Here is a 19409-nt window from a genome sequence, read left to right as displayed (position 1 = left end):
AACTGATAGTAGGACCTGCGCACCGTTCTCCGTTGGCGCCTATCCACATGCCGGGCTCCTGCGGCTATTCTGGCGACTTGTGCGGACGGACGCCGAATCGTCACGCTGCGCCGCACGGCTGGGGGTCGTCATCACCGCCGTCACGACACTTGCCCTCCTGTCGGGAGCGGGCCTGCTCACGGGTTGCGGCGGCGACGGCCACGAGCCCGCCGGCGCGGCCGTCCCCGCCCGCCCGGGCGCGGCGTCCACCGGCAATCCGTCCGTCGGCGGCTCGTCGTCCGTCGGCGGCTCGTCCGCGGGCGGCTCCTCCGGGACGGCGGCCGGCCCGGCCGGGGGTTCCGACGACGCGCCCGCCGCGGCCGCCCGCACGGTCGAGGCGTACTTCCGCGAGATCAACGACGCCACCCGGGCCGGCCGGCTCGCCGTGATCACGCCGACCGCGCTGGCCGGCTGCCAACCGTGCGCCCTGGACGTCGGGGTGACCCGCTCGCTCCAACAGCGCGGCCTGCACGCCGACGCCGCCGCCTACCGCCTGACCGACCTGTCCGCCCAGCCCCGGGCCGGGCTCGTCTCCGTCGTGACCTTCACCCTGCACACCAGCGCCGTCGGGCTGCTCGACCTCGCCGGGCGCCGCGCCGCCGACGCCCCCGGCGTGCCCACCCGGGCCGCCACGGCCGAGCTCGCCCTCACCCAGCACGGCTGGCGCATCCAGACCCTGCGCTACGCCCCGGGGCCGGCATGACGATCCCGCCCGCGTCCTCGGAATCCCCGCCTGGTCGGCGAGCACTCGCCAGCCCGAGCCCGCCCTCCGACCGGCGGTCACTGCCCGACCGGCGGCCTCTGCCCGACCGGCGGCCTCTGCCCGACCGGCGGTGGCTCGCCCGGATGGCGGTGGTCGCCGTCGCGGTCGGGCTGCTGGCGGGTGTCGGCGGCCTGTTTCCCGGCCCGGGGCTGACCGGGCTGCCGGGCCTGCCCACCGCTGGCCGCGCCGAAGCGGCTCCCGGCGGCGAGACCCGGGTGCCCTGCGTCGGCGTGCTCTGGGGAAGCTGCGACACCCGGGCCACCGCCAACGGCTACCAGTACCGATACCACGACGGGGTGCTCGAGCGGATCCCCGCCGGCGCCGACGGGGGCGTCCCGAGGCGGGCATCCTGCGGGCAGGCCTGCCCGGACGACCCGGCCGCGGTCTGCGAGCTGTACGAGCTCGTCGGCCCGGACCCGGCGATGACGCCCGCCGAACGCGCCCAGTTCGACCAGACGATGGCCGGGTGCAACAACTACCTGCTGCCCGACAACGCGGTGCCGCTCGCGGCCGTGCAGGCGGCGCTCGCCGACTACCTGCGGGACAAGCTCCTGCCGAAACCGTCGATCGTCATCGCGCCGTCCGGGCGCAGCTTCGCGAACCTGGCGACGATCCTCTACTCGCCCGTGCCGGAGTCGTACACGTTCAACATCGACCAGCCCGTCATCGCCACGATCAGCGCGATCCCCCACTACCGCTGGGAGTTCGGCGACGGCGAGACCGGCCCCGACGCGCCCGGGCGGCCCTACGACTCGGCGATCTCCCCGCGTGACCATCCCGAGGCGTACGTGTCGCACGAGTACGCCCGGCCGGGCCAGTACCAGGTGACCCTCACCGTGACCTGGGACGGAACGTTCACCCTGCCCGGCGTCGCGGAGGCCTTCCCGCTGGACCCGGTGACCCTCGCCGCCGCGCAGGGCCTCGTCGTCAACGAGGCCGCCGGCGTCCTGGTCCACAACGACTGACGCCCACAGCAGCCGACGCCCACAGCAGCCGACCCCCGCGGCGACTGACCCCCTACGAGGGCTGACGTCCGCGAGGGCTGTCCCGGCGGGCTCGACGCTGCCCGGTCCGGCTGGTGTCGGTGCGCTCGGCGGTCAGCCGCGGTGGGCCGGTCGGGCGGGCCAGGGGGCGTCGAGCGGGCGCAGGCCGGCGAAGTCCGCCGCCCGCGCCCGCGCCGTCGCCAGCAGGCCGACGACCGCCATCGCGTTGGTGATCTCGCCGCGCAGGACCCGGGCGACGGCCTCGTCGAGGTCGATACGCGCCAGGCCCATCTCGGCCTCCTCGTGCACCGGCACGTACCGCTCGGCCGCCGGGATCTCGTGCAGGTCCCTTGCCAGGAAGACCCGGTAGGCCTCGTCGGTCATGCCCGGCGAGGACCAGACGTCGACAAGCAGGTCGTACCGGTCGGCGCGCAGCCCGGACTCCTCGGCGAGCTCCCGGGCGGCGGCGACGGACGCCGGCTCCCCGGGCACGTCGAGGATGCCGGCGGGCAGCTCCCACAGCGGGCCGCCGACGGGATGGCGGTACTGGTGCACCATCACGACCCGGCCGCCGTCGTCGAGCGCGACCACGCCCACCGCACCGGGGTGGACGACGACATCGCGCTGGGAGACGTCGCCCTCGGGCATGCGCACCTGGTCGCGGCGGACGGAGATGATCCGTCCGGAGTAGGCGAGCGTGCTCTCGGTGACCTCGTAGCGGTGCGCGTCGGCGGTCACGGCGACACCAGGGCGGCCGTGCCGTTCGAGCTGGCCCCCGGACGGGCGTTGCCGGCGCCGCGCCGGCCGCCACCACCCCGGCCGGACGTGCCCCCCGGGCCTCCCGCTCCCCCGGCGTGCCCCGCGCCGGCGGCGGCCGGCGCCGCGGCGTCGTCCGCGGCCCCCTCGGCGAGGGCGACCCCTTCCTCGACCCCGGCGTGGACCCCAGCGTCGGATACGGTTCCGGCCACGGCGGCCCCGGCCCCGGTGTCGACCGCGGAGGCGTCCGTGCGGGCCCCGGACCCCGGGGCGGGCGCGGCGGCGGCGTCGGTGGCCGGCAGGTCGACGGGCAGCACCCCGCGACGACGGTCGGCGTGCGCGATCGCCGCGGCGACGAGCCCCCGGAACAGCGGATGTGCCCGCGTCGGCCGGGACCGGAACTCCGGATGCGCCTGGGTGCCGACGTAGTAGGGGTGCACGTCGGCGGGCAGCTCCACGACCTCGACCAGCCGGCCGTCCGGCGAGGTGCCGGAGAAGACCAGCCCGGCGGCGGCGAGCCGCTCGCGGTAGTCGTTGTTGACCTCGTACCGATGACGATGACGCTCGGCGACCTCCGGCACCGCGTACTCGCGGCGGGCGACCGTGCCGGGGGCGAGCGTGCACGAGTACAGGCCGAGGCGCATCGTGCCGCCCATGTCCCTCGTGCCGGCGACGACCTCGTGCTGGTCGGCCATCGTGGAGATCACGGGGTGCGGGGTGTCGGGCACGAACTCGGTGGAGTTCGCCTCCTCGAGGCCCGCGAGCCCGCGGGCCGCCTCGATGACCATGCACTGCAGGCCCAGGCAGATACCCAGGGTCGGCAGGCCGTTCTCGCGGGCGTGCCGCAGCGTGGTGAGCTTGCCCTCGATGCCCCGGATCCCGAAGCCGCCGGGCACGATGATCCCGTCGACCCCGTCGAGCAGCGCGGCCGTCCCCTCCGGCGAGGAGCACTCGTCCGAGGTGATCCACCGCAGGTCGACCCGGGTGTCGGTGGCGAACGCGCCCGCCCGCAACGCCTCGGTCACCGACAGGTAGGCGTCCGGCAGGTCGACGTACTTGCCGACGATCGCGATCGTCGCCGAGTTCGTCGGATGATGCACCCGGCGCAGCAGGGTGTCCCACTCGGTCCAGTCGACGTCGCGGAACGACAGCCCCAGCCGGCGCACCACGTAGGCGTCGAGGCCCTCCCGGTGCAGCACCCGCGGGATGTCGTAGATCGAGCTCGCGTCCGGCGCCCCGACGACCGCCTCGTCGTCGACGTCGCACATCATCGCGATCTTCTTCTTCAGCGCGTCGGGCAGCGGTCGGTCGGAGCGGCAGACCACCGCGTCCGGCTGCAGGCCGATACTGCGCAGCGCCGCCACCGAGTGCTGCGTCGGCTTGGTCTTCAGCTCCCCCGACGGACCCAGATACGGCACCAGGCTGACGTGGACCGTCAGCGCGTTGTCCCGGCCGACCTCGTGGCGGACCTGGCGGATCGCCTCGAGATAGGGCAGCGACTCGATGTCACCGACGGTGCCGCCGACCTCGGTGATGACCACGTCGACGCTGTCGCCGGCGAGCCGCCGGATCCGATCCTTGATCTCGTCGGTGATGTGCGGAACGACCTGCACCGTCTGGCCGAGGTAGTCGCCGCGGCGCTCGCGGGCGATGACCGCCGAGTACACCTGGCCGGTCGTCACGTTCGCGCTGCCGTCGAGGTTCACGTCGAGGAACCGCTCGTAGTGCCCGATGTCCAGGTCGGTCTCGGCTCCGTCGTCGGTGACGAACACCTCGCCGTGCTGGAACGGGTTCATCGTGCCGGGATCGACGTTGAGATAGGGGTCGAGCTTCTGCATCGTGACCCGCAGTCCGCGAGCCTTGAGAAGCCGCCCGAGGCTGGATGCGGTCAGTCCCTTGCCGAGACTGGACGCGACCCCGCCGGTGACGAAGATGTGCTTCGTGACATGCACCTGGCCCACGTGAAACTCCCGTGGTCACGCCGCCGGTCCGGACCCGACGCCTCCACGGGACTTCACGGTAACACCTTCCCCGTGAGGTGCCTGCGGCACCTCACGGGGACCCCTGGTTCCCGGCGTCCGAGAGGGGTCCCGTCCGATCGCCTTCGGCGATCCTCCTGGGCACACCACCCGGCCGCCGTACGGCGGCGACGGATGCGTGGGAGAGCGGCTTCCTGTCTCTTCCACAGGGTTCGGCGCCCGATTTATCCCTGTGGAAGAGACATCTGTCGTCGCTCCCATGCACATCAGTAGCGGGCGCCGACCACCTGGGCGTCGAGGGCGTCGAGGACGGCCAGGTCGTCGGCGTCCAGGGTGAGGTCGAGGGCGCCGGCGTTCTGCTCCAGCCAGCGGCGGCGCTTGGTGCCGGGGATCGGCACCACCGGGACACCGAGCCGCTCGGCCTGCCCGTGCACCCAGGCGAGGGCGACCTGCGCCGGAGCGGCATTCCTGCGGGCGGCGATGTCGGCGACCGCCTGCACGATCGCACGGTTGGCCTCGCCGGCCTCCCCGACGAAACGCGGGCTGCGCGACCGGAAGTCGAGCGCACCGAGATCGGAGCCGTCGACGGTCGCGGTGAGGAAGCCCCGGCCGAGCGGGGAGTAGGGCACCAGCCCGACGTTCAGCTCGCGCAGGGCGTCGAGGACGGACGTCTCGGGATCGCGGGTCCACAGCGAGTACTCGCTCTGGACCGCCGCGATCGGGTGCACGGCGTGCGCCCGCCGCAGCAGCGCCCCATCGACCTCGGACAGCCCGAGATGGCGCACCTTGCCCTGCGCGACGAGCTCGCCCATCGCCCCGACCGTCTCCTCGATTTCGGCGGTCTGCGGCGGCCGGTGCAGGTAGTACAGGTCGATGACGTCCACGCCGAGCCGCAGCAGCGAGGCGTCGCAGGCGCGCTGAACGTACGCCCGCTCCCCGCGGACGACCCTGGCGCCGTCGCCGGCGGAGCGGTCGATGCCGAACTTGGTGGCCAGTTGCACCTGGTCCCGGCGGTCGTGGATGGCGCGGCCGACCAGCACCTCGTTGTGCCCGGCCCCGTAGACATCGGCGGTGTCCAGGAACGTGACGCCCAGGTCAAGCGCCCGGCGGATCGTCGCGATCGACTCGTCCCAGTCGGTGGCGCCGTACCACTCGCTCATCCCCATGCAGCCCAGCCCCTGGGCCGAAACGTTCAGTCCACCGAGGTTCACCTCGTGCATGCCGCTGCTCCCTGCCCGCCGGTCTGTGCGCTGCCAGCGGTAACCCTAGGTGTTGGAGCGCGCGCTAAGACAAGTCCGCGCCCAACGGTTGGGCCTTGTCCGCCACTCGCCGCCCGCGACGACGGTGGGGACGGCAGCCACATCGCCCCCTCGACCGCCCCGACCTCGTCGCGGACACTCTGCGCTCCTTCTTCAACCGTCACACCTGAGCCCGGGAGAGCTGGGGCTCGGACGAGGAGCTGCGCCGGCTGTGGCTGGAGCAGATGGACACGTTCACCGACGCGGCCGTCATCCGCATCGAGTCCGACCCGGTGGCGATGCGCCGCCTCAATGGCGCCGACATCCGGGCGATCGCGGCCTCGCTGACCTGGCTCGGCGAGCGCCTGTACTACCTGGCCGCCGCCGGAGTCGCCCCCTTCACCGACGAAGCCGTTCTCGTCGACACCCTCACCGACGCCTGGACGGCCGCGCTGTACGGGGTGCGCGCAACGGATCGGACCGATGCCGGTCGGACCTGACGCCGCCCGGACCTGACGCCGCGGGGCGGCCATGCGGCGACGATGGAGTGGGCGGGAGCCGAAGCCCTACGGACGGGCCTTGTCGGCGGCGGCGGCGGCGAGGAGTTCCTCGGCGTGGCCGCGGGCCAGCGTGCTCTCCTCCTGGCCGGCGAGCATCCGGGACAGCTCGCGGACGCGGCCGGCGTCGTCGAGGGTGATGACGCCACTGCGGGTGACCGAGCCGTCGTCGGCCTTGTGGACGACGAGGTGGCGGTCGGCGAACGCGGCGACCTGCGGCAGGTGGGTGATGCAGATGACCTGGTGGGTGCGGGCGAGGCGGGCCAGGCGGCGGCCGATCTCGACGGCGGCGCGCCCGCCGACGCCGGCGTCGACCTCGTCGAAGACCATCGTGGAGCCGGCGTCGTCGGCGGCGAGGACGACCTCGATGGCGAGCATCACTCGGGACAGCTCGCCGCCGGAGGCGCCCTTCTGCACCGGCCGGGGCGGGGCGCCGGGATGCGGGATGAGGCGCAGCTCCACGTCGTCGACGCCGGTGGGGCCGAAGGCGACGAGCCGGTCGCCGACGGGCAGGCCGGCGGGATCGTCGCGCTGGGCCACGGCGGCCTCGACTCGGGCGCGGGGCATCGCCAGGCCGGCGAGCTCGGCGGCGACCGCCTCGCCGAAGCGGGCCGCCGCCGCCGACCGGGCCTCGCTGAGCGTGGCGGCGAGGCGGGCGAGCTCGGCGGTCAGCTCGTCGCGGCGGGCCATGAGGGTCTCGGCGCTCTCGCCGGCGCCGTCGAGCTCCAGCAGCCGGCGGCCGGCCTGGTCGGCCCAGGCGAGCACGCCGTCGATGTCGGTGCCGTGCGCACGGATCAGGCCGGTCAGGGCGGCCTTGCGGTCCTGGGCGTCGGCGAGGCGCTCCGGGTCGGCGTCGATGCTCTCGGCGTAGGAGGCGAGATCGGCGGCGACGTCGGTGAGCAGCATGCTCACCTCGGTCAGCCGGGTACCGATCGCGGCAAGGTCGGCATCGAGGTCGGAGTCGCCGGCGATGACGCGGCGGGCGGCGGAGACCAGGTCGACGGCGCCGGGGTCGTCGGAGCCGGACGCGGGGTCGCTGATCAGCGCCGCATGGGCCATGCGGGCGGCGCGCACGAGCGTCTCGGCGTGTTCAAGCTTCGTCAGCTCCGCGTCGAGGGCGACGTCCTCCCCCGGCGCCGGTTCGACCCGCTCCACCTCGGCCAGGCCGATCCGCAGCAGCTCGGCCTCCTGCGCGCGTTCCCGGGACCGTTCGGTGACCTCCGCGAGCGCCCGGGTGACCCGGCTCAGCTCCGTGTAGACCACGCCGTAGCGGGCCAGGGGCCCCGCGACGGCGTCGCCGGCGAAGCGGTCCAGCGCCACGCGCTGCGTGGACGGGCGCAGCAGCCGCTGCGCCTCGGACTGGCCGTGGACGGCGATGAGATCCTCGGCGATCTCCGCGAGCAGGCTCGCCGGCACCGAGCGGCCCGCCACCTGCGCCCGGGATCGGCCCTCCGACGTCAGCGTCCGCCCGACGACGAGGACGGCGCCACCGGGATCGTCGTCGAGGTCGCCGCCGACGTCGCGGACCCGCGCGGCGACCGCGGAGTCCGCCGGGATGAGCAGGCGCCCCTCGACGAACGCCCGCTCCACCCCCGGCCGGACCAGGCCGTAGTCGGCCCGGCCGCCGGTCAGCAGGCCCAGGCCCTGCACAATCATCGTCTTGCCGGCGCCGGTCTCGCCGCTGACCACGGTCAGGCCGGCGGCGAGATCGAGGGCAGCGTCGTCGATGACCCCGAGGCCGCGGATGCGAATCTCCTCGAGCACGCCCCGAACTCTAGCCGCCCCACCGGCTCCGCCGACATCCTCAACCGTCAACAACCGTCTACAACCGTCACCGGGCCCGGCCCGCACCCGCACCCGGACCGAGAGCCGGACCCGGACCTGGACCCGCCCGAGTCACCCGACCAAGTCCGACGGCCGTTCAGCGCTCGTTGCGGCCCCGCCAGCCCGCCACGGGCAGGTCGAACTTGGCGACGAGCCGGTCGGTGAACGGCAGCGGGCGCACCACGGCCAGACGCACCGGCCGCCGGCCGCGCACGACCTCGACCCGCGACTCGGGCGGCACCTCGGCGAGGCGCCGCCCGTCGCAGTAGAGGACGCCGGGCACCGGCTCCAGGATCTCCACGGCGACGGTCGCGCTCGGCGCGAGCACGAGCGGCCGGGCGAACAACGCGTGCGCGCTGATCGGGGCGACGAGCAACGCCTCGACCCCCGGCCACATCACCGGGCCGCCGACGGAGAACGCGTACGCCGTCGACCCGGTGGGCGTCGAGCAGATCACCCCGTCGCAGCCCCACCGGGACAGCGGACGACCGTCGATCTCCAGGACGCATTCCAGCATCCGCGCCCGTTCGGCCTTCTCCAGCGACATCTCGTTGAGCGCCCAGCCGGAGTAGGTGACCGCGCCGCGGCGGCGGACGGTCACGTCGACGGTCATCCGGTCCTCCACCGTGTAGTCCTTGCGGACGACGTGGTCGATGGTGGACTCCAGCGCGTCCGGTTCGGCCTCGGCGAGGAAACCGACATGGCCGAGGTTGACGCCGAGCAGCGGCACGTCGGCGCCGCGGGCGAACTCCGCGCCGCGCAGCAGGCTGCCGTCGCCGCCGAGGACGAGCACCATCTCCACCCCGACGGCGGCGTCCGGGTCGTGCGGGACGACGTTCGCGCCGGTCAGGTCGAGCTGCTCGGCCTCGTCGCGCAGCACCCGCGGCGACACCCCGGCGGCGGCCAGCCCCTCGATCACCCGCTGGGCGCTCTCCCGCACGATCGAGCGGCGCGGATGGGTGACGACGAGGATCTCCCGGGTCATGCCGGACGCTCCGGTCGGCTCCCGGCGGGACCGGCCTCGACGGCGCGGGCGAGCGCGTCGTCGTCGAGCGGCGGCGCGCCCGCGGCGAGCCAGAGCAGGTACTCCACGTTGCCGGCCGGGCCGGGCAGCGGGCTCGCGGTCACCCCCCGCACGCCGAGGCCGAGGCCGCCCGCCACGGCCGCGACGTCGCGCACCGCCTCGGCGTGCAGCGCCGGATCGCGGACCACGCCGCCGGCACCGAGCCGCTCGCGACCCACCTCGAACTGCGGCTTGACCAGGAGCACAAAGTCGGCGTCCGGCGCCGCGCAGCCCCGCAGCGCCGGCAGCACCAACCGCAGCGGGATGAACGACAGGTCTCCGACGACCAGCTCGACCGGCTCGCCGACCTCGGCCGGGGTCAGCGCGCGGGCGTTGACCCGGTCGAGCACCCGCACCCGCGGATCCGAGCGCAGCCGCCACAGCAGTTGGCCATAGCCGACGTCGACCGCGACGACCGACGCCGCGCCGTGGCGCAGCAGCACGTCGGTGAAACCCCCGGTGGACGCCCCCACGTCGAGGCACCGCCGCCCCGCCACCACCAGCGACCCACCCGGAGCCGCCCCGGCCGGCGCGGCGTCGGCGTCGGCGTCGGGGTCGGCGTCGGGATCGGCGTCGGGATCGGCGTCGAAGGCGGGCACACCGAAGGCGGCGAAGGCGCCGAGCAGCTTGTGCGCGCCGCGCGACGCCCAACCCGGGTCGTCGCTCGCGGATACGGCGATCGACGTCGTTCCGTCGACGACCGTGGCGGCCTTCGTCGCCGGGATGCCGCCGACCAGGACCCGGCCGGCGCTGATCGCGGCCACGGCCTGCTCACGCGAACGGGCGAGTCCACGCCGGACGAGCTCGCTGTCCAATCGCACGCGACGGGCCATCACCCCCCCTGCTCGACTCACCGAACCGGCCGGACCGGACCCGGCCGTGGCTGCGCCCGATCGGCTTCGGCTGCCGCGTCGCCGCCCGACCCGTCCAGGTCGGCCAGGGCGTCGGCCAGTCGGCGGTTCATCTCCTCGAAGACCTCCACATGTTCCGACGTCGCCACGACGTCGAGGGTGTCCAGGCGCGCGAGCGCGTCCCGGATCTCGGCGGGCAAGTTCTCGGTGCTCACTCTGTCAGCCTCCCGCACTTTTCGTCGATGGTGCGGCGCCTCCTGTACGACGTGGGTCATGCGACGTATCTCATGACCGCCGCGAGCTGCCCGCGCCCCGTCCGCGCAGGCCCTCCGCCGCCCTCGCGACGCGGCCACGGAGGAGCCGTCACCGAGGACACCTGCCGCCCCGTGGAAGGCACCATGGGAGGGCCCCCGCCGACGCCAGGCCCCGAACCGACCCGAAGGAGGCCGGAGCTCCCGATGGCCGACAGGTCACAGTGTGAGATCGCGTTCCGTAGTATCGCCGCCCGGCTGGACAGGCTCGCCGCCGAGGGCCGTCCGCCCCGAACCCCCGACCGCACGATCGTCTGCCGCATCCCGGATCTGGGGACCGCCTTCTCCGGCGAGCTGCGCGACGGCTGCCTGCGCGACGTCGGCGAGGGTCACCGCGACGACGCCCAGATCACCCTGACCGTGAACAGCGACGATCTGGTCGCGGTGACCGAGGGCCGGCTGTCGGTGCTGTCCGCCTGGACGAGCGGCCGGCTGAAGGTGGAGGCAAGCGTGCGCGACCTGCTGAGGGTCCGCTCCCTGCTCTGACCGCACCCCCACGCAGAACCCGTGCGGCTACCACAGCGTTCATCCTGGCCAACGCCCGCGGCCCGAGTTGCGGCCGCCCACCGATCAGGACCGATACGGTGTCTTCACCGATACGGTGAATCGGAGGTAGCCATGCCCATCGCCGTCATTGGAGCCGGCTTGGGCGGACTGGCCCTTGCCCGTGTGCTGCATGTGAACGGCGTCGACGCCGTCGTGTACGAACGTGAATCGTCACGCGGTGCGCGCGGTCAGGGTGGCATGCTCGATCTGCACTCCGGGACCGGGCAGCAGGCGATGCGTGAGGCCGGTCTGATCGACCAGTTCCACGCGATTGCCCGTCCCGAAGGCCAGGACCTGCGACTTCTTGAGCCAGACGGCACTCTGCTGCTACAGCAGGACACGCCCGACGACGCCCCGCTCGAGCGACCTGAGGTCGACCGCGTAGATCTGCGCAACCTGCTACTGGATTCTCTCCCCGAACACGCGGTGCGCTGGGGGCACGCGTTCGAATCCGCCGACAATGGTCTGCTGCACTTCGCCGACGGCAGCACTGCGACGTATGACCTGCTGGTCGGCGCCGACGGCGCGGACTCCCGGGTCCGCGCACTGCTCACAGACGCCCGACCAACGCACACCGGCCAAAACGTCGTCGAGCTCGGCATTCCCGACATCGACCGCACTCATCCCGATCTCGCGGCGATGGTTGGGCGCGGCAACTACTGGGTGCTCGGCAACGGACAATCCCTGTCGGCGCAGCGGAACGGCGACGGTCGCGTACGCATTTACCTCAGCTTCCACACCGCCGAGGACTGGTTCGCGGCCAGCGGAATACCGTTCGGCGACCCGGCCGCCGCCCGGGTGCGGCTGATCGACTTGTTCACCGACTGGGACTCACGGTTCACCGCACTGATCGCAGCCTGCGACGACGCGATCCTGCCACGGTCGATCACCACCCTCCCGGTCGGCCTGACCTGGCCGTCGAGGCCAGGCGTGACGCTGCTCGGCGATGCCGCGCACCTGATGCCGCCGGTGGGGCAGGGCGCCAACATGGCCCTGCTCGACGGCGCCCTGCTCGGCCTCGCGCTGGCCGCGCACCAGGACGACTTTCCCGCCGCCGTCCGGGAGTACGAACGCGAGATGTTCGAGCGCACCAGCGCTGCCGCCCGGCAGTCCGCGCGCGCCCAGGAAATCCTGATGGCGCCGGACGCCAGCCGGAAAATGCTTGCGTTCTTCCAACCGGACTGAGGTAGACCGGACGGTGATGGCGCGCTCGTGCTGCCGGGGTCAGGACGCGGCGGCGGGTGCGACCAGGTCCGCGCAGCCCGCGGGCCGTTCGGCCGCGATCGCGTGGACGGCGGTGCCCGCGTCGGTGGCGGACCAGACCGCCGCGCACGCGGCCCGCAGCGCGTCGAGACCGTCCCCCTCGCCCTCCCCCTCACCCTCGCCGCGGCCGCCCTCGCCGGCGTTGCCGCCGTCGCTCCCGCCGTCCGCCGTCCAGCGCAGCTCGCCGTCGTCGACGTGGGCGACCCACCCGCCGCAGGCGGCGGCGTGCTTCCCGGCGTCCGGCCGCGCCAGCACCGGCGGCGCCGGCCGCAGCAGGCCGCGCAGATCGGCGGCCAGGAAGGTCGGGCGGTGCTCCGGCGGCGCGGCGAGCAGCTCCGACGGCGTCGTGACCCCGGTGAAGACGAGCAGGGTGGGCGTCGACGATCGGGTTCCGGCTTCGATGTCGGTGTCGAGCCGGTCTCCGACGATCACCGGGGTGCGGGCGCCGCTGCGCCGCATCGACTCGCGGTGCATCGCCGCCTCCGGCTTGCCGGTCACCAGGGGCTCCTGGTCGGTCGCGGCGCGCAGGAACGCCGCGACGGCACCGTTGCCGGGGGCGATGCCACGCTCGGTCGGCACCGTCCGGTCGGCGTTGCTCGCGACCCACCAGGCGCCGGCCCGGATCGCGTAGGTCGCCTCGGCCAGGCGGGCGTAGGTGAGGTCGGGGTCGAATCCCTGGACGACGGCCGCCGGCGCGTCCTCGGCGGAGTCGACCGGGGTCAGCCCCTCCTCGGTGAGCGCCTGGCGCAGCCCGCGCCCGCCGAGCAGGAGCACCCGGGCGCCGGCGGGCAGCCGTTCGGCGAGGACGTGCGCCGCGGCCTGCGCGGAGGTGACCACGTCCGCGGCCCGCGCCGGCACGCCGAACCCGGTCAGTCGGTCGGCGACCTCCGCCGGCGGGCGCAGGGCGTTGTTGGTGACGTAGACGGTGCGCAGGCCGCGGCGGCCCGCGGCGGCGATCGCCTCCGGGGCGTGCGGCACCGCCGACCCACCGCGGTTCACCACCCCGTCGAGATCCATCAGGGCGACGTCGAACAGGTCGGCGAGCGGCCGGTCCGTGCCGCGCAGCGGGCCGGCATCGGCCGCGTCGCGGGGCTTGGCCACCAGGCCGGCGGTCAGATCTGGGGACACGGCGAACTCTCCAGGGGTCGTGCTGATCGCGGGCCTGCCGGCCGCGGGCGACGGCGGCGCCGGGACGTCCCCGGCAGCCGATCGGTCATGCCCGGGCCAGGGCCGCGCGGGCACCGCGCAGCGCGACCCCGTAGTGCCGGATGTCCGGGCGCATCGCCACTGCGAGCGCAAGGTGCTCGACGGCCGCGCGAAGGTCGCCGATCTTGCGGGCGGACAGGCCGAGGCCGAACTGCGCGTAGTCGTCGGTGGGGTGACGGTCGACGATCCAGGCGAAGGTCTCCCGGGCAGCGACGTACTGGCCGGCGCTGAACTGGGCGCGGCCCAGTGCCTCGCGGACGCTCGGCGAGGCCGGCTCAGCCGCGACCGCGTGGGCGAGAAGCTGCACAGCGGCATTGGCGTCCCCATGGCCCAGCAGGGCCATCCCGCGGGTGTACCAGTCGTAGACCTCGCCTGCCGGCCCCTGGCGGACGCTGTCCGTCGGGGCGCCCTCGTCCGGAGTCTCTTCCGGGCGGCCGGTCATGTCGACCATCTTCACCTCCACGACGTGGACGAACACCTACGCTGCGCCGGCCGCCCGCACGCCCCTGCGCGCCGGGCCCGTTCTCGGCCGGACCACCCTGCGGCGGACCACTGCGTGATGGGCCACCGCGGGCCGCCCGCGGGCAAGCCCCCTGCCCTGGCAAGCCCCCCTGCCCTGGCGAGCACCGTCCCGGGCGAGCACCGTCCCCGGCGAGCACTGCCTGCGCCGCACGGCGCCGCAGCGCAAACCGGCCCCCTCGGGCCAACACCGCCGTGGACGGAATCACTCCGGTCGGCCCCGCCGCGCCCGGCCGGCCCACCCGCCGTGATCCCGAGACCTGGGAATCACGCTTTGTAGTCACTCCTCTCACCAGCGAGGATGGCGATACTCCCGCTTCCAGTGTCGCCGCAAAGCCCGCCGGGACGCCCCCGGATCGGATAATGATCACTTCCGGTGGCCCGCGACCTCACCGTCCCGGCCGGGCACACCACGCCCTGCGGTCATGGCGGTCGCGACGGGCGATAGGCGGTGACGCCCACCTACGGGCCGCCGGCGCCACCCCCGACCCGGCCGGCGGGCCCCGGGTCGACCGGGTGGCACCGGCCGGGTCCTACGATGCGGCTCATGCCGCACGCCGATCATCCCGTCCCCGTTCCCGCGGGACTCGTGCTCGTCCCGTTCCGGGCGGCGCGCTTCCCCGTCTCAGGGCCGGCTCTCGCCGCGTTGACCTCGCCGCCCTACGACGTGATCGACGACGCCGAACGCGCCCAGCTCCAGGCCCGCGACGTCCACAACGTGGTGCGGCTCATCCTGCCCGGCGACGACTACGACGGCGCCGCCCGCACGCTGCGGGAGTGGCTCGACGGCGGGGTGCTGCGCCGGGACGACAGGGCGTCCGTCTACGTCTGCGAGGAGGAGCAGGACGGCCACGTCCAGCGGGGGCTGATCGGCGCCGTCGCACTGGCCGACCCGGCGGCGGGGATCATCCTGCCGCACGAGAACACCATGGCGGGGACGGTTTCGGACCGACTGGCGCTGACCCGGGCGACCCACGCCAACCTGGAGCCCATCTTCCTGCTGTACTCCGGCGGCGGCGAGACCAGCCGGGTTGTCAGCGAACTGGTCGAGACTCCCCCGCAGGTCGAGACGACCACCGACGACGGGGTGACCCACCGGCTCTGGGCGATCGACGACCCGACGGTGCTCACCGCCGTGGCGGCCGACCTGCTGCCCCGGCGGGCCGTCATCGCCGACGGGCACCACCGCTACGCCACCTACCGGCAGTACCAGGCGGAGCGGCACGCCGCCGGGGACGGCTCGGGGCCGTGGGACTTCGGCCTCGTCTTCCTCGTGGACGCGACCGTCTCCGGCCCGCAGGTACACGCCATCCACCGGGCGGTGACCGGCCTGGACCTCGCCGCCGCGGTGCGCCGGGCCGCCGCCGAGTTCACCGTCCGCAGGCTCGCCGGCCCGGACGTCGCGGGCCCGCTACCGGCCGACACCGAGCAGGCCGACACCGAAACGGCCGACACCGAGCAGGCCGACACCGACCGGGCAGTCCTCGAGGCGGCCGGCACCGACGCGCAGCGCGACAGCGCGCCCGGGTCGCCCCAGGGATCCGCCGCCGGGCGGCCGGGTGGCGGCGTCGACCCGAACCACCTGCTCGACGAACTGGCCAAGGCCGGTCAGGGTGGGCATGCCTTCGTCGTCACCGACGGCACCTCCGCCTACCTGCTCACCGAGCCCGCCGCGGACCTGCTGGCCCGCAGTCTGCCGGCGGACCGCTCCGCCGCCTTCCGCCGGCTCGACGTCACCGTCGCCCACCTGGGGCTGATCGTGGACGTCTGGGGACTCGCGGACACGGTCGGCGTCGTCGACTACCACCACGACGCACCGGCCGCGATCGCCGCGGCGGCCGCCGCCGGGGGGACGGCGCTGCTGCTCAACCCGACCCCGGTCGCGGATGTGACCGCGGTCGCCGAGGCCGGGGAGCGCATGCCCCGCAAGTCGACGCTGTTCACCCCGAAGCCGCGCACGGGCCTCGTCCTGCGCCCGTTGGACGCCTGACGAGCCCGACCGCCGTCGACCCGGCCACCCCGCCGTCTTCCCGCCGAGGCCGTCTTCCCGCCACAGTGCGGCCAGATCGTGCCGAGGCCGAACGTGGTCTCGGATCCGAGAACCGCCGCCCGACCTCGACACGATTCGGTACCGGCCTAGGACGGACCGTGTGACCGCTCCGCCGAATCCGCCGGATTCACCACCGATGCGGCGACGTCCCCCGAGTCGACCTGATCCCGCGTATCCGCCAGATCTCCCGTATCTGCCAGATCCCCCAGGTCCGCCAGATCTCCCGAGTCAGCCAGATCTCCGGCGTTCGTGGCATCCGGCGCATCAACGACGTTCGGCTCCTCGATGGCGGCGTTCGGCTCCTCGATGGCGGAGCCCCGGAAATCCGGATCGGCATCCGTGATATCGGCCGAATCGGTGGCGCCCGAAGCCGAGGAATCGCCCGAACCGGCGACGCCGGCCGCGGCCTCCTGGTCCGTGGCTGCCTGCCCGCCGCCCACCAACTCGACGGCGTTCACCGCCTCGGGCTCGACGTCAGCCTCGGACTCGACGTCCTCGGGCATCGGCTGGCCGGTGACGATCTCGTAGGCGCGAGCGGTCGCGTCCGTCTCGCCGTCGTCGACGGCCGCGGCGGAGGTGAACCACCGAGCCGCCTCCTCGGAACGGCCGGCAGCCAGCAGCGCCTCGGCGTAGGCGTACCAGAGCCGGGGAGCCCACGGCGCCGGCGTGCCCTTCGCGGTCGCGAGGTCGCGCAGCAGCACGACGGCGGCCTCCGGCTGGCCCAGGTCCCGGCGCGCCCCGGAGATCACGATCAGCATCTCGGCGCGGGCCGCCGGATCCAGCTCGTCGGCCTGTGGATCGCGCAGGTAGGCGATGGCCCGCTCGGGCCGGCCGAGGCCACGCTCGCTGTCCGCCATCAGCGGCAGGTTGTGCCCCGAACCGTCCATCCGCCGGGCGGCCCGCAGCTCGACGAGCGCCGTGGCGTACTCGCCGGCGTGGTAGGCCGCGATGCCGACCGCCTCACGCACGGCGGGAAGGCGAGGCACCCGGTCGGCGGCGGCCTGCGCATGGGCGAGGGCCGCGGCAGGATCGTCGTCGAGCAGGAGCGCGGTCGCGACGAGATGCCGGGCGATCGTGTCCGCCAGGTTCGTCGGCAGCCCCCGCAGCGAGCGACGAACGTCATGGTCGAGCATGTCCGCGCGGGCCTCGTCCGGTAGCGGCGGGGTTTGCACCCGCGGCCGCCGGCTGCCGACGTCGGTGCGATCCGGCCGGGCCGACCGGTCCGGTCGGTCCCCCCGCCGATCGTCGGGACGGCCAGGTCCACCCGGTCGCCCGCCGCGTCCCTGCGGGGCCCCGCGCCCCTGGATCGCCCCGCGCGCCGCGGTGCCTCGGGGGGCGCCGTTGCCTCGCGCGCCCGGCGCACTGTCGCGTTCCCCACGGCCACCCGCGGCCCGAGCACCCGCGCCGCGAGGGCCGGCGCCGGCGCCTCGAGCACCTGCGCCCGAGCCCCGAGTAGCTGCATCGGGGGCGCCGGAGCCAGCCCCGTCGCGCCATGGCCGCTGCTCGCGGTACTCGCGCCGCTCGACGCCGTCCGCCGCGGCCGATCGAGGCGCGGCGGGTGCGTCACGACGATCGTTGCCGGCAGTGGAGTCCGCGGGTCGTGTGCCCGACGGACGGTTGGACGGCCATCTGTCGGATCGGTCGTCACGCGCCGACGGATCACGGTCCGGTGCCACACGCTCCCGGCCGCGCTCCCACGGCCGCTGCTCCCGGCCATCTCGCTGGTCCTGGCCGTAACGCTGGTCCTGGCGGGGGCGCTGGTCCTGACCGTGGCGGGGCGGCCGCTCGCCGCCGGCGACCCGTGGCCGTTCGGACGGCGCTCGGCTTCCGGTGGACGGCCGCTGCCCGGCGGTCCACGGACGGGCCGCAGGCCCTCCGCGTCCCTGGCCGGACTCGGTCCGCTGCCACCCTCCGCGCCCGGCGGCGCCCTCGGGGCGCGACGGCCGCTCAGCCTGCACGCGCCCGTGCGCCATGCCGCGGTCGGGCGCGCCGCGGTCGGGGCCGCGCTCGGTGGTACCGGCTGCGCCGTACCTGCGGGCACCGTCATCACGACGGTCGTCTCGGTCGCGTGCCGTCTCCCGGAATGGGCGGCGCTGCGCATCCGGGGCGCCGGTGCGGTGGCCGCCGGTGGCGGTCCGCTCCTCCGAACCCGGCCGGCCGCGGCGAACCCGCCACGCCGACTCCGCCGTCACCTTGCCCGGGACCTGCCCCGCACGGCCGACACCGCCCCCGCGCGACGCCCCGCCGGCACGCCCGTCACCGCTGGCACCCGCGCCCTCGCGAGAGCCGGGGCGCTGACGGCCGCCGCTGGTTCGGTCGTCACGAGGCCGACCGGCGCCGAACGACGCCCCGGCAGGCCCCCGCCGATCGAAGCGGTCCCCCCCGGCCGAACCCTGCCCGCCCTGCGGGCGGTCATCCCGCGCGCGGTCGGTACGCGGAAAGCGGGCACCCCCGTCCGGACCACCGCCGGAGTCGCCGGCAGCCTGCGGCCGTCGGGCCGGTGAATCGGTCCGGCCATACCCGCCGCTCTCGCCTTCAGTACGGTCGGCCCATCGGCGGCCTGCCCCGGTTGGCCGTGCGCCTCGGCCGGGGGCGGCGTCGGTCAGCCGCCGGACCTGCCCAGACCTGGCGCGGCCCGCGCCGCTGGCGGCATCGCCGGACCAGCCGCCGCGGGTGGTGCTCTGCCCCCGGGTCGCACCGGCACGCGGTGCCGTCGACCGGGCCGGAGCCGCACCCCGCCCGGCGCCGCCCGCTGCCTGATCACGGCGCGGCGCTCCCCCGAACGCACCGTCGGGGCCGGAGCGGCCACCGCGCTGAGGGGCACCGTCCCGCCCGGGCTCCCGGTCACGCCGCTGGGGCCGGTCGGAGGTGTACGGCGCCGATGCGCCGCGCTCATTCGCTCTGTCTTCCCTCGCCATGACCGGCCGTTCCCCTTCGTCCCGCATGCGCCGCGGTCGGCGGCTGCGGATCTGATGTGTGCTGAGCCAGGAGGGCATGGACCCACCGATCTGCCCCGGCGCGGTCCGCCGCGGCGCCGGAGGAGACCTCGACGAGAATCCGCGGGATGCCCGCAGCGATGTCCACAGTACGGGGTATGCCCGACGCCGCCGCTCCCAGTCGGGTGGCGCCGCCACGCCGGCGACGAGTCCCGACCAGCCTGATCCCGATCGGCCCGGCGCCGAGCGCCGCCGAAGGACAACGGCCGGCACCGCCTCAGCCGCACGCCAAGGATTGTCCACGCACAAAACAAGTGTGGGGTTGCCTTAAAAAGGCAACCCCACACTTTGTGTAAGTCCGGCGGCGTCCTACTCTCCCACACAGTCCCCCATGCAGTACCATCGGCGCTGAAGAGCTTAGCTTCCGGGTTCGGAATGAGACCGGGCGTTTCCCCTTCGCCAAAACCACCGAAACACTATTCAACTATACAACCGAAACCGGCCATACAGCTGGGAACCGCACAG

At 74.6% G+C, this 19409-nt stretch carries 16 protein-coding genes and 1 rRNA gene; 6 read left to right on the top strand and 11 right to left on the bottom strand.

The window, feature by feature from the left end; translation table 11 throughout:
- The first annotated feature begins 79 nt into the window (after positions 1 to 79).
- Both AC5R91_RS27555 and AC5R91_RS27550 read left to right on the top strand, forming a co-directional pair.
- Entirely contained in the window at positions 80 to 742 is a 663-nt protein-coding gene (locus AC5R91_RS27555; protein WP_495394190.1) for a hypothetical protein, read from the top strand.
- A gap of 143 nt (positions 743 to 885) precedes the next feature.
- A complete protein-coding gene (locus tag AC5R91_RS27550) occupies positions 886 to 1767 on the top strand; it encodes a PKD domain-containing protein (RefSeq protein WP_495394189.1) in 882 nt (293 codons plus the stop codon).
- 132 nt (positions 1768 to 1899) lie between these two features.
- On the opposite strand, the gene AC5R91_RS27545 is transcribed toward AC5R91_RS27550, so the two are convergent.
- The 3 genes from AC5R91_RS27545 to AC5R91_RS27535 all read right to left on the bottom strand — a co-directional run bounded on the left by AC5R91_RS27545 (position 1900) and on the right by AC5R91_RS27535 (position 5740).
- Entirely contained in the window at positions 1900 to 2523 is a 624-nt protein-coding gene (locus tag AC5R91_RS27545) for an NUDIX domain-containing protein (protein ID WP_495394188.1), read from the bottom strand.
- Positions 2520 to 4502 (bottom strand): CTP synthase, encoded by a 1983-nt coding sequence (pyrG, locus tag AC5R91_RS27540; RefSeq protein ID WP_495394187.1) that lies wholly within the window; start codon positions 4500 to 4502, stop codon positions 2520 to 2522. The genes AC5R91_RS27545 and pyrG overlap by 4 nt, the downstream gene beginning before the upstream one ends.
- Positions 4503 to 4786: 284 nt before the next feature.
- Positions 4787 to 5740, bottom strand: a complete 954-nt coding sequence (locus tag AC5R91_RS27535) for an aldo/keto reductase (RefSeq protein ID WP_495394186.1) — start codon at positions 5738 to 5740, stop codon at positions 4787 to 4789.
- 239 nt (positions 5741 to 5979) lie between these two features.
- Between AC5R91_RS27535 and AC5R91_RS27530 the strand changes: the two genes are divergently transcribed.
- Complete coding sequence (locus tag AC5R91_RS27530) at positions 5980 to 6258, top strand: hypothetical protein (protein ID WP_495398074.1); 279 nt, start codon at positions 5980 to 5982, stop codon at positions 6256 to 6258.
- A 66-nt stretch (positions 6259 to 6324) separates the two neighbouring features.
- On the opposite strand, the gene recN is transcribed toward AC5R91_RS27530, so the two are convergent.
- From recN to AC5R91_RS27510, 4 genes are all read right to left on the bottom strand, one after another.
- Positions 6325 to 8079, bottom strand: a complete 1755-nt coding sequence (gene recN / locus AC5R91_RS27525; protein ID WP_495394185.1) for a DNA repair protein RecN — start codon at positions 8077 to 8079, stop codon at positions 6325 to 6327.
- A gap of 157 nt (positions 8080 to 8236) precedes the next feature.
- Positions 8237 to 9124 carry an NAD kinase gene (locus tag AC5R91_RS27520; protein WP_495394184.1) on the bottom strand — a complete coding sequence of 296 codons (888 nt, stop codon included), beginning with the start codon at positions 9122 to 9124 and terminating at the stop codon, positions 8237 to 8239.
- Positions 9121 to 10035 (bottom strand): TlyA family RNA methyltransferase, encoded by a 915-nt coding sequence (locus tag AC5R91_RS27515; RefSeq protein ID WP_495394182.1) that lies wholly within the window; start codon positions 10033 to 10035, stop codon positions 9121 to 9123. The genes AC5R91_RS27520 and AC5R91_RS27515 overlap by 4 nt, the downstream gene beginning before the upstream one ends.
- 17 nt (positions 10036 to 10052) lie before the next feature.
- Complete coding sequence (locus AC5R91_RS27510) at positions 10053 to 10268, bottom strand: hypothetical protein (RefSeq protein WP_495394181.1); 216 nt, start codon at positions 10266 to 10268, stop codon at positions 10053 to 10055.
- 243 nt (positions 10269 to 10511) lie between these two features.
- Here AC5R91_RS27510 and AC5R91_RS27505 point away from each other — a divergent pair, with 243 nt between their 5' ends.
- On the top strand, positions 10512 to 10850 hold the full coding sequence (locus tag AC5R91_RS27505; RefSeq protein WP_495394180.1) for an alkyl sulfatase C-terminal domain-containing protein: 339 nt from the start codon (positions 10512 to 10514) through the stop codon (positions 10848 to 10850).
- Positions 10851 to 10982: 132 nt separating this feature from the next.
- Positions 10983 to 12095, top strand: coding sequence for an FAD-dependent oxidoreductase (locus AC5R91_RS27500; RefSeq protein ID WP_495394179.1), 1113 nt, complete (start codon positions 10983 to 10985; stop codon positions 12093 to 12095).
- 39 nt (positions 12096 to 12134) lie between these two features.
- Here AC5R91_RS27500 and AC5R91_RS27495 read toward each other — a convergent pair whose 3' ends face one another.
- Positions 12135 to 13301, bottom strand: coding sequence for an HAD-IIA family hydrolase (locus AC5R91_RS27495; protein ID WP_495394178.1), 1167 nt, complete (start codon positions 13299 to 13301; stop codon positions 12135 to 12137).
- Positions 13302 to 13386: 85 nt separating this feature from the next.
- A complete protein-coding gene (locus AC5R91_RS27490; RefSeq protein WP_495398073.1) occupies positions 13387 to 13821 on the bottom strand; it encodes a tetratricopeptide repeat protein in 435 nt (144 codons plus the stop codon).
- Positions 13822 to 14436: 615 nt separating this feature from the next.
- Here AC5R91_RS27490 and AC5R91_RS27485 point away from each other — a divergent pair.
- Positions 14437 to 15888, top strand: coding sequence for a DUF1015 family protein (locus AC5R91_RS27485; protein WP_495394177.1), 1452 nt, complete (start codon positions 14437 to 14439; stop codon positions 15886 to 15888).
- Between the two features lie 146 nt (positions 15889 to 16034).
- Here the strand turns inward: AC5R91_RS27485 and AC5R91_RS27480 are convergent, their stop codons facing one another.
- A complete protein-coding gene (locus AC5R91_RS27480; RefSeq protein ID WP_495394176.1) occupies positions 16035 to 17081 on the bottom strand; it encodes a tetratricopeptide repeat protein in 1047 nt (348 codons plus the stop codon).
- A 2159-nt stretch (positions 17082 to 19240) separates the two neighbouring features.
- Positions 19241 to 19357 (bottom strand): 5S ribosomal RNA (gene rrf / locus AC5R91_RS27475).
- Positions 19358 to 19409: the final 52 nt, after the last annotated feature.

This window comes from Frankia sp. BMG5.60 (assembly GCF_059428125.1).
Note: the sequence above shows the minus strand (reverse complement) of the source record. Positions and strands in the feature narration are given on the sequence as shown.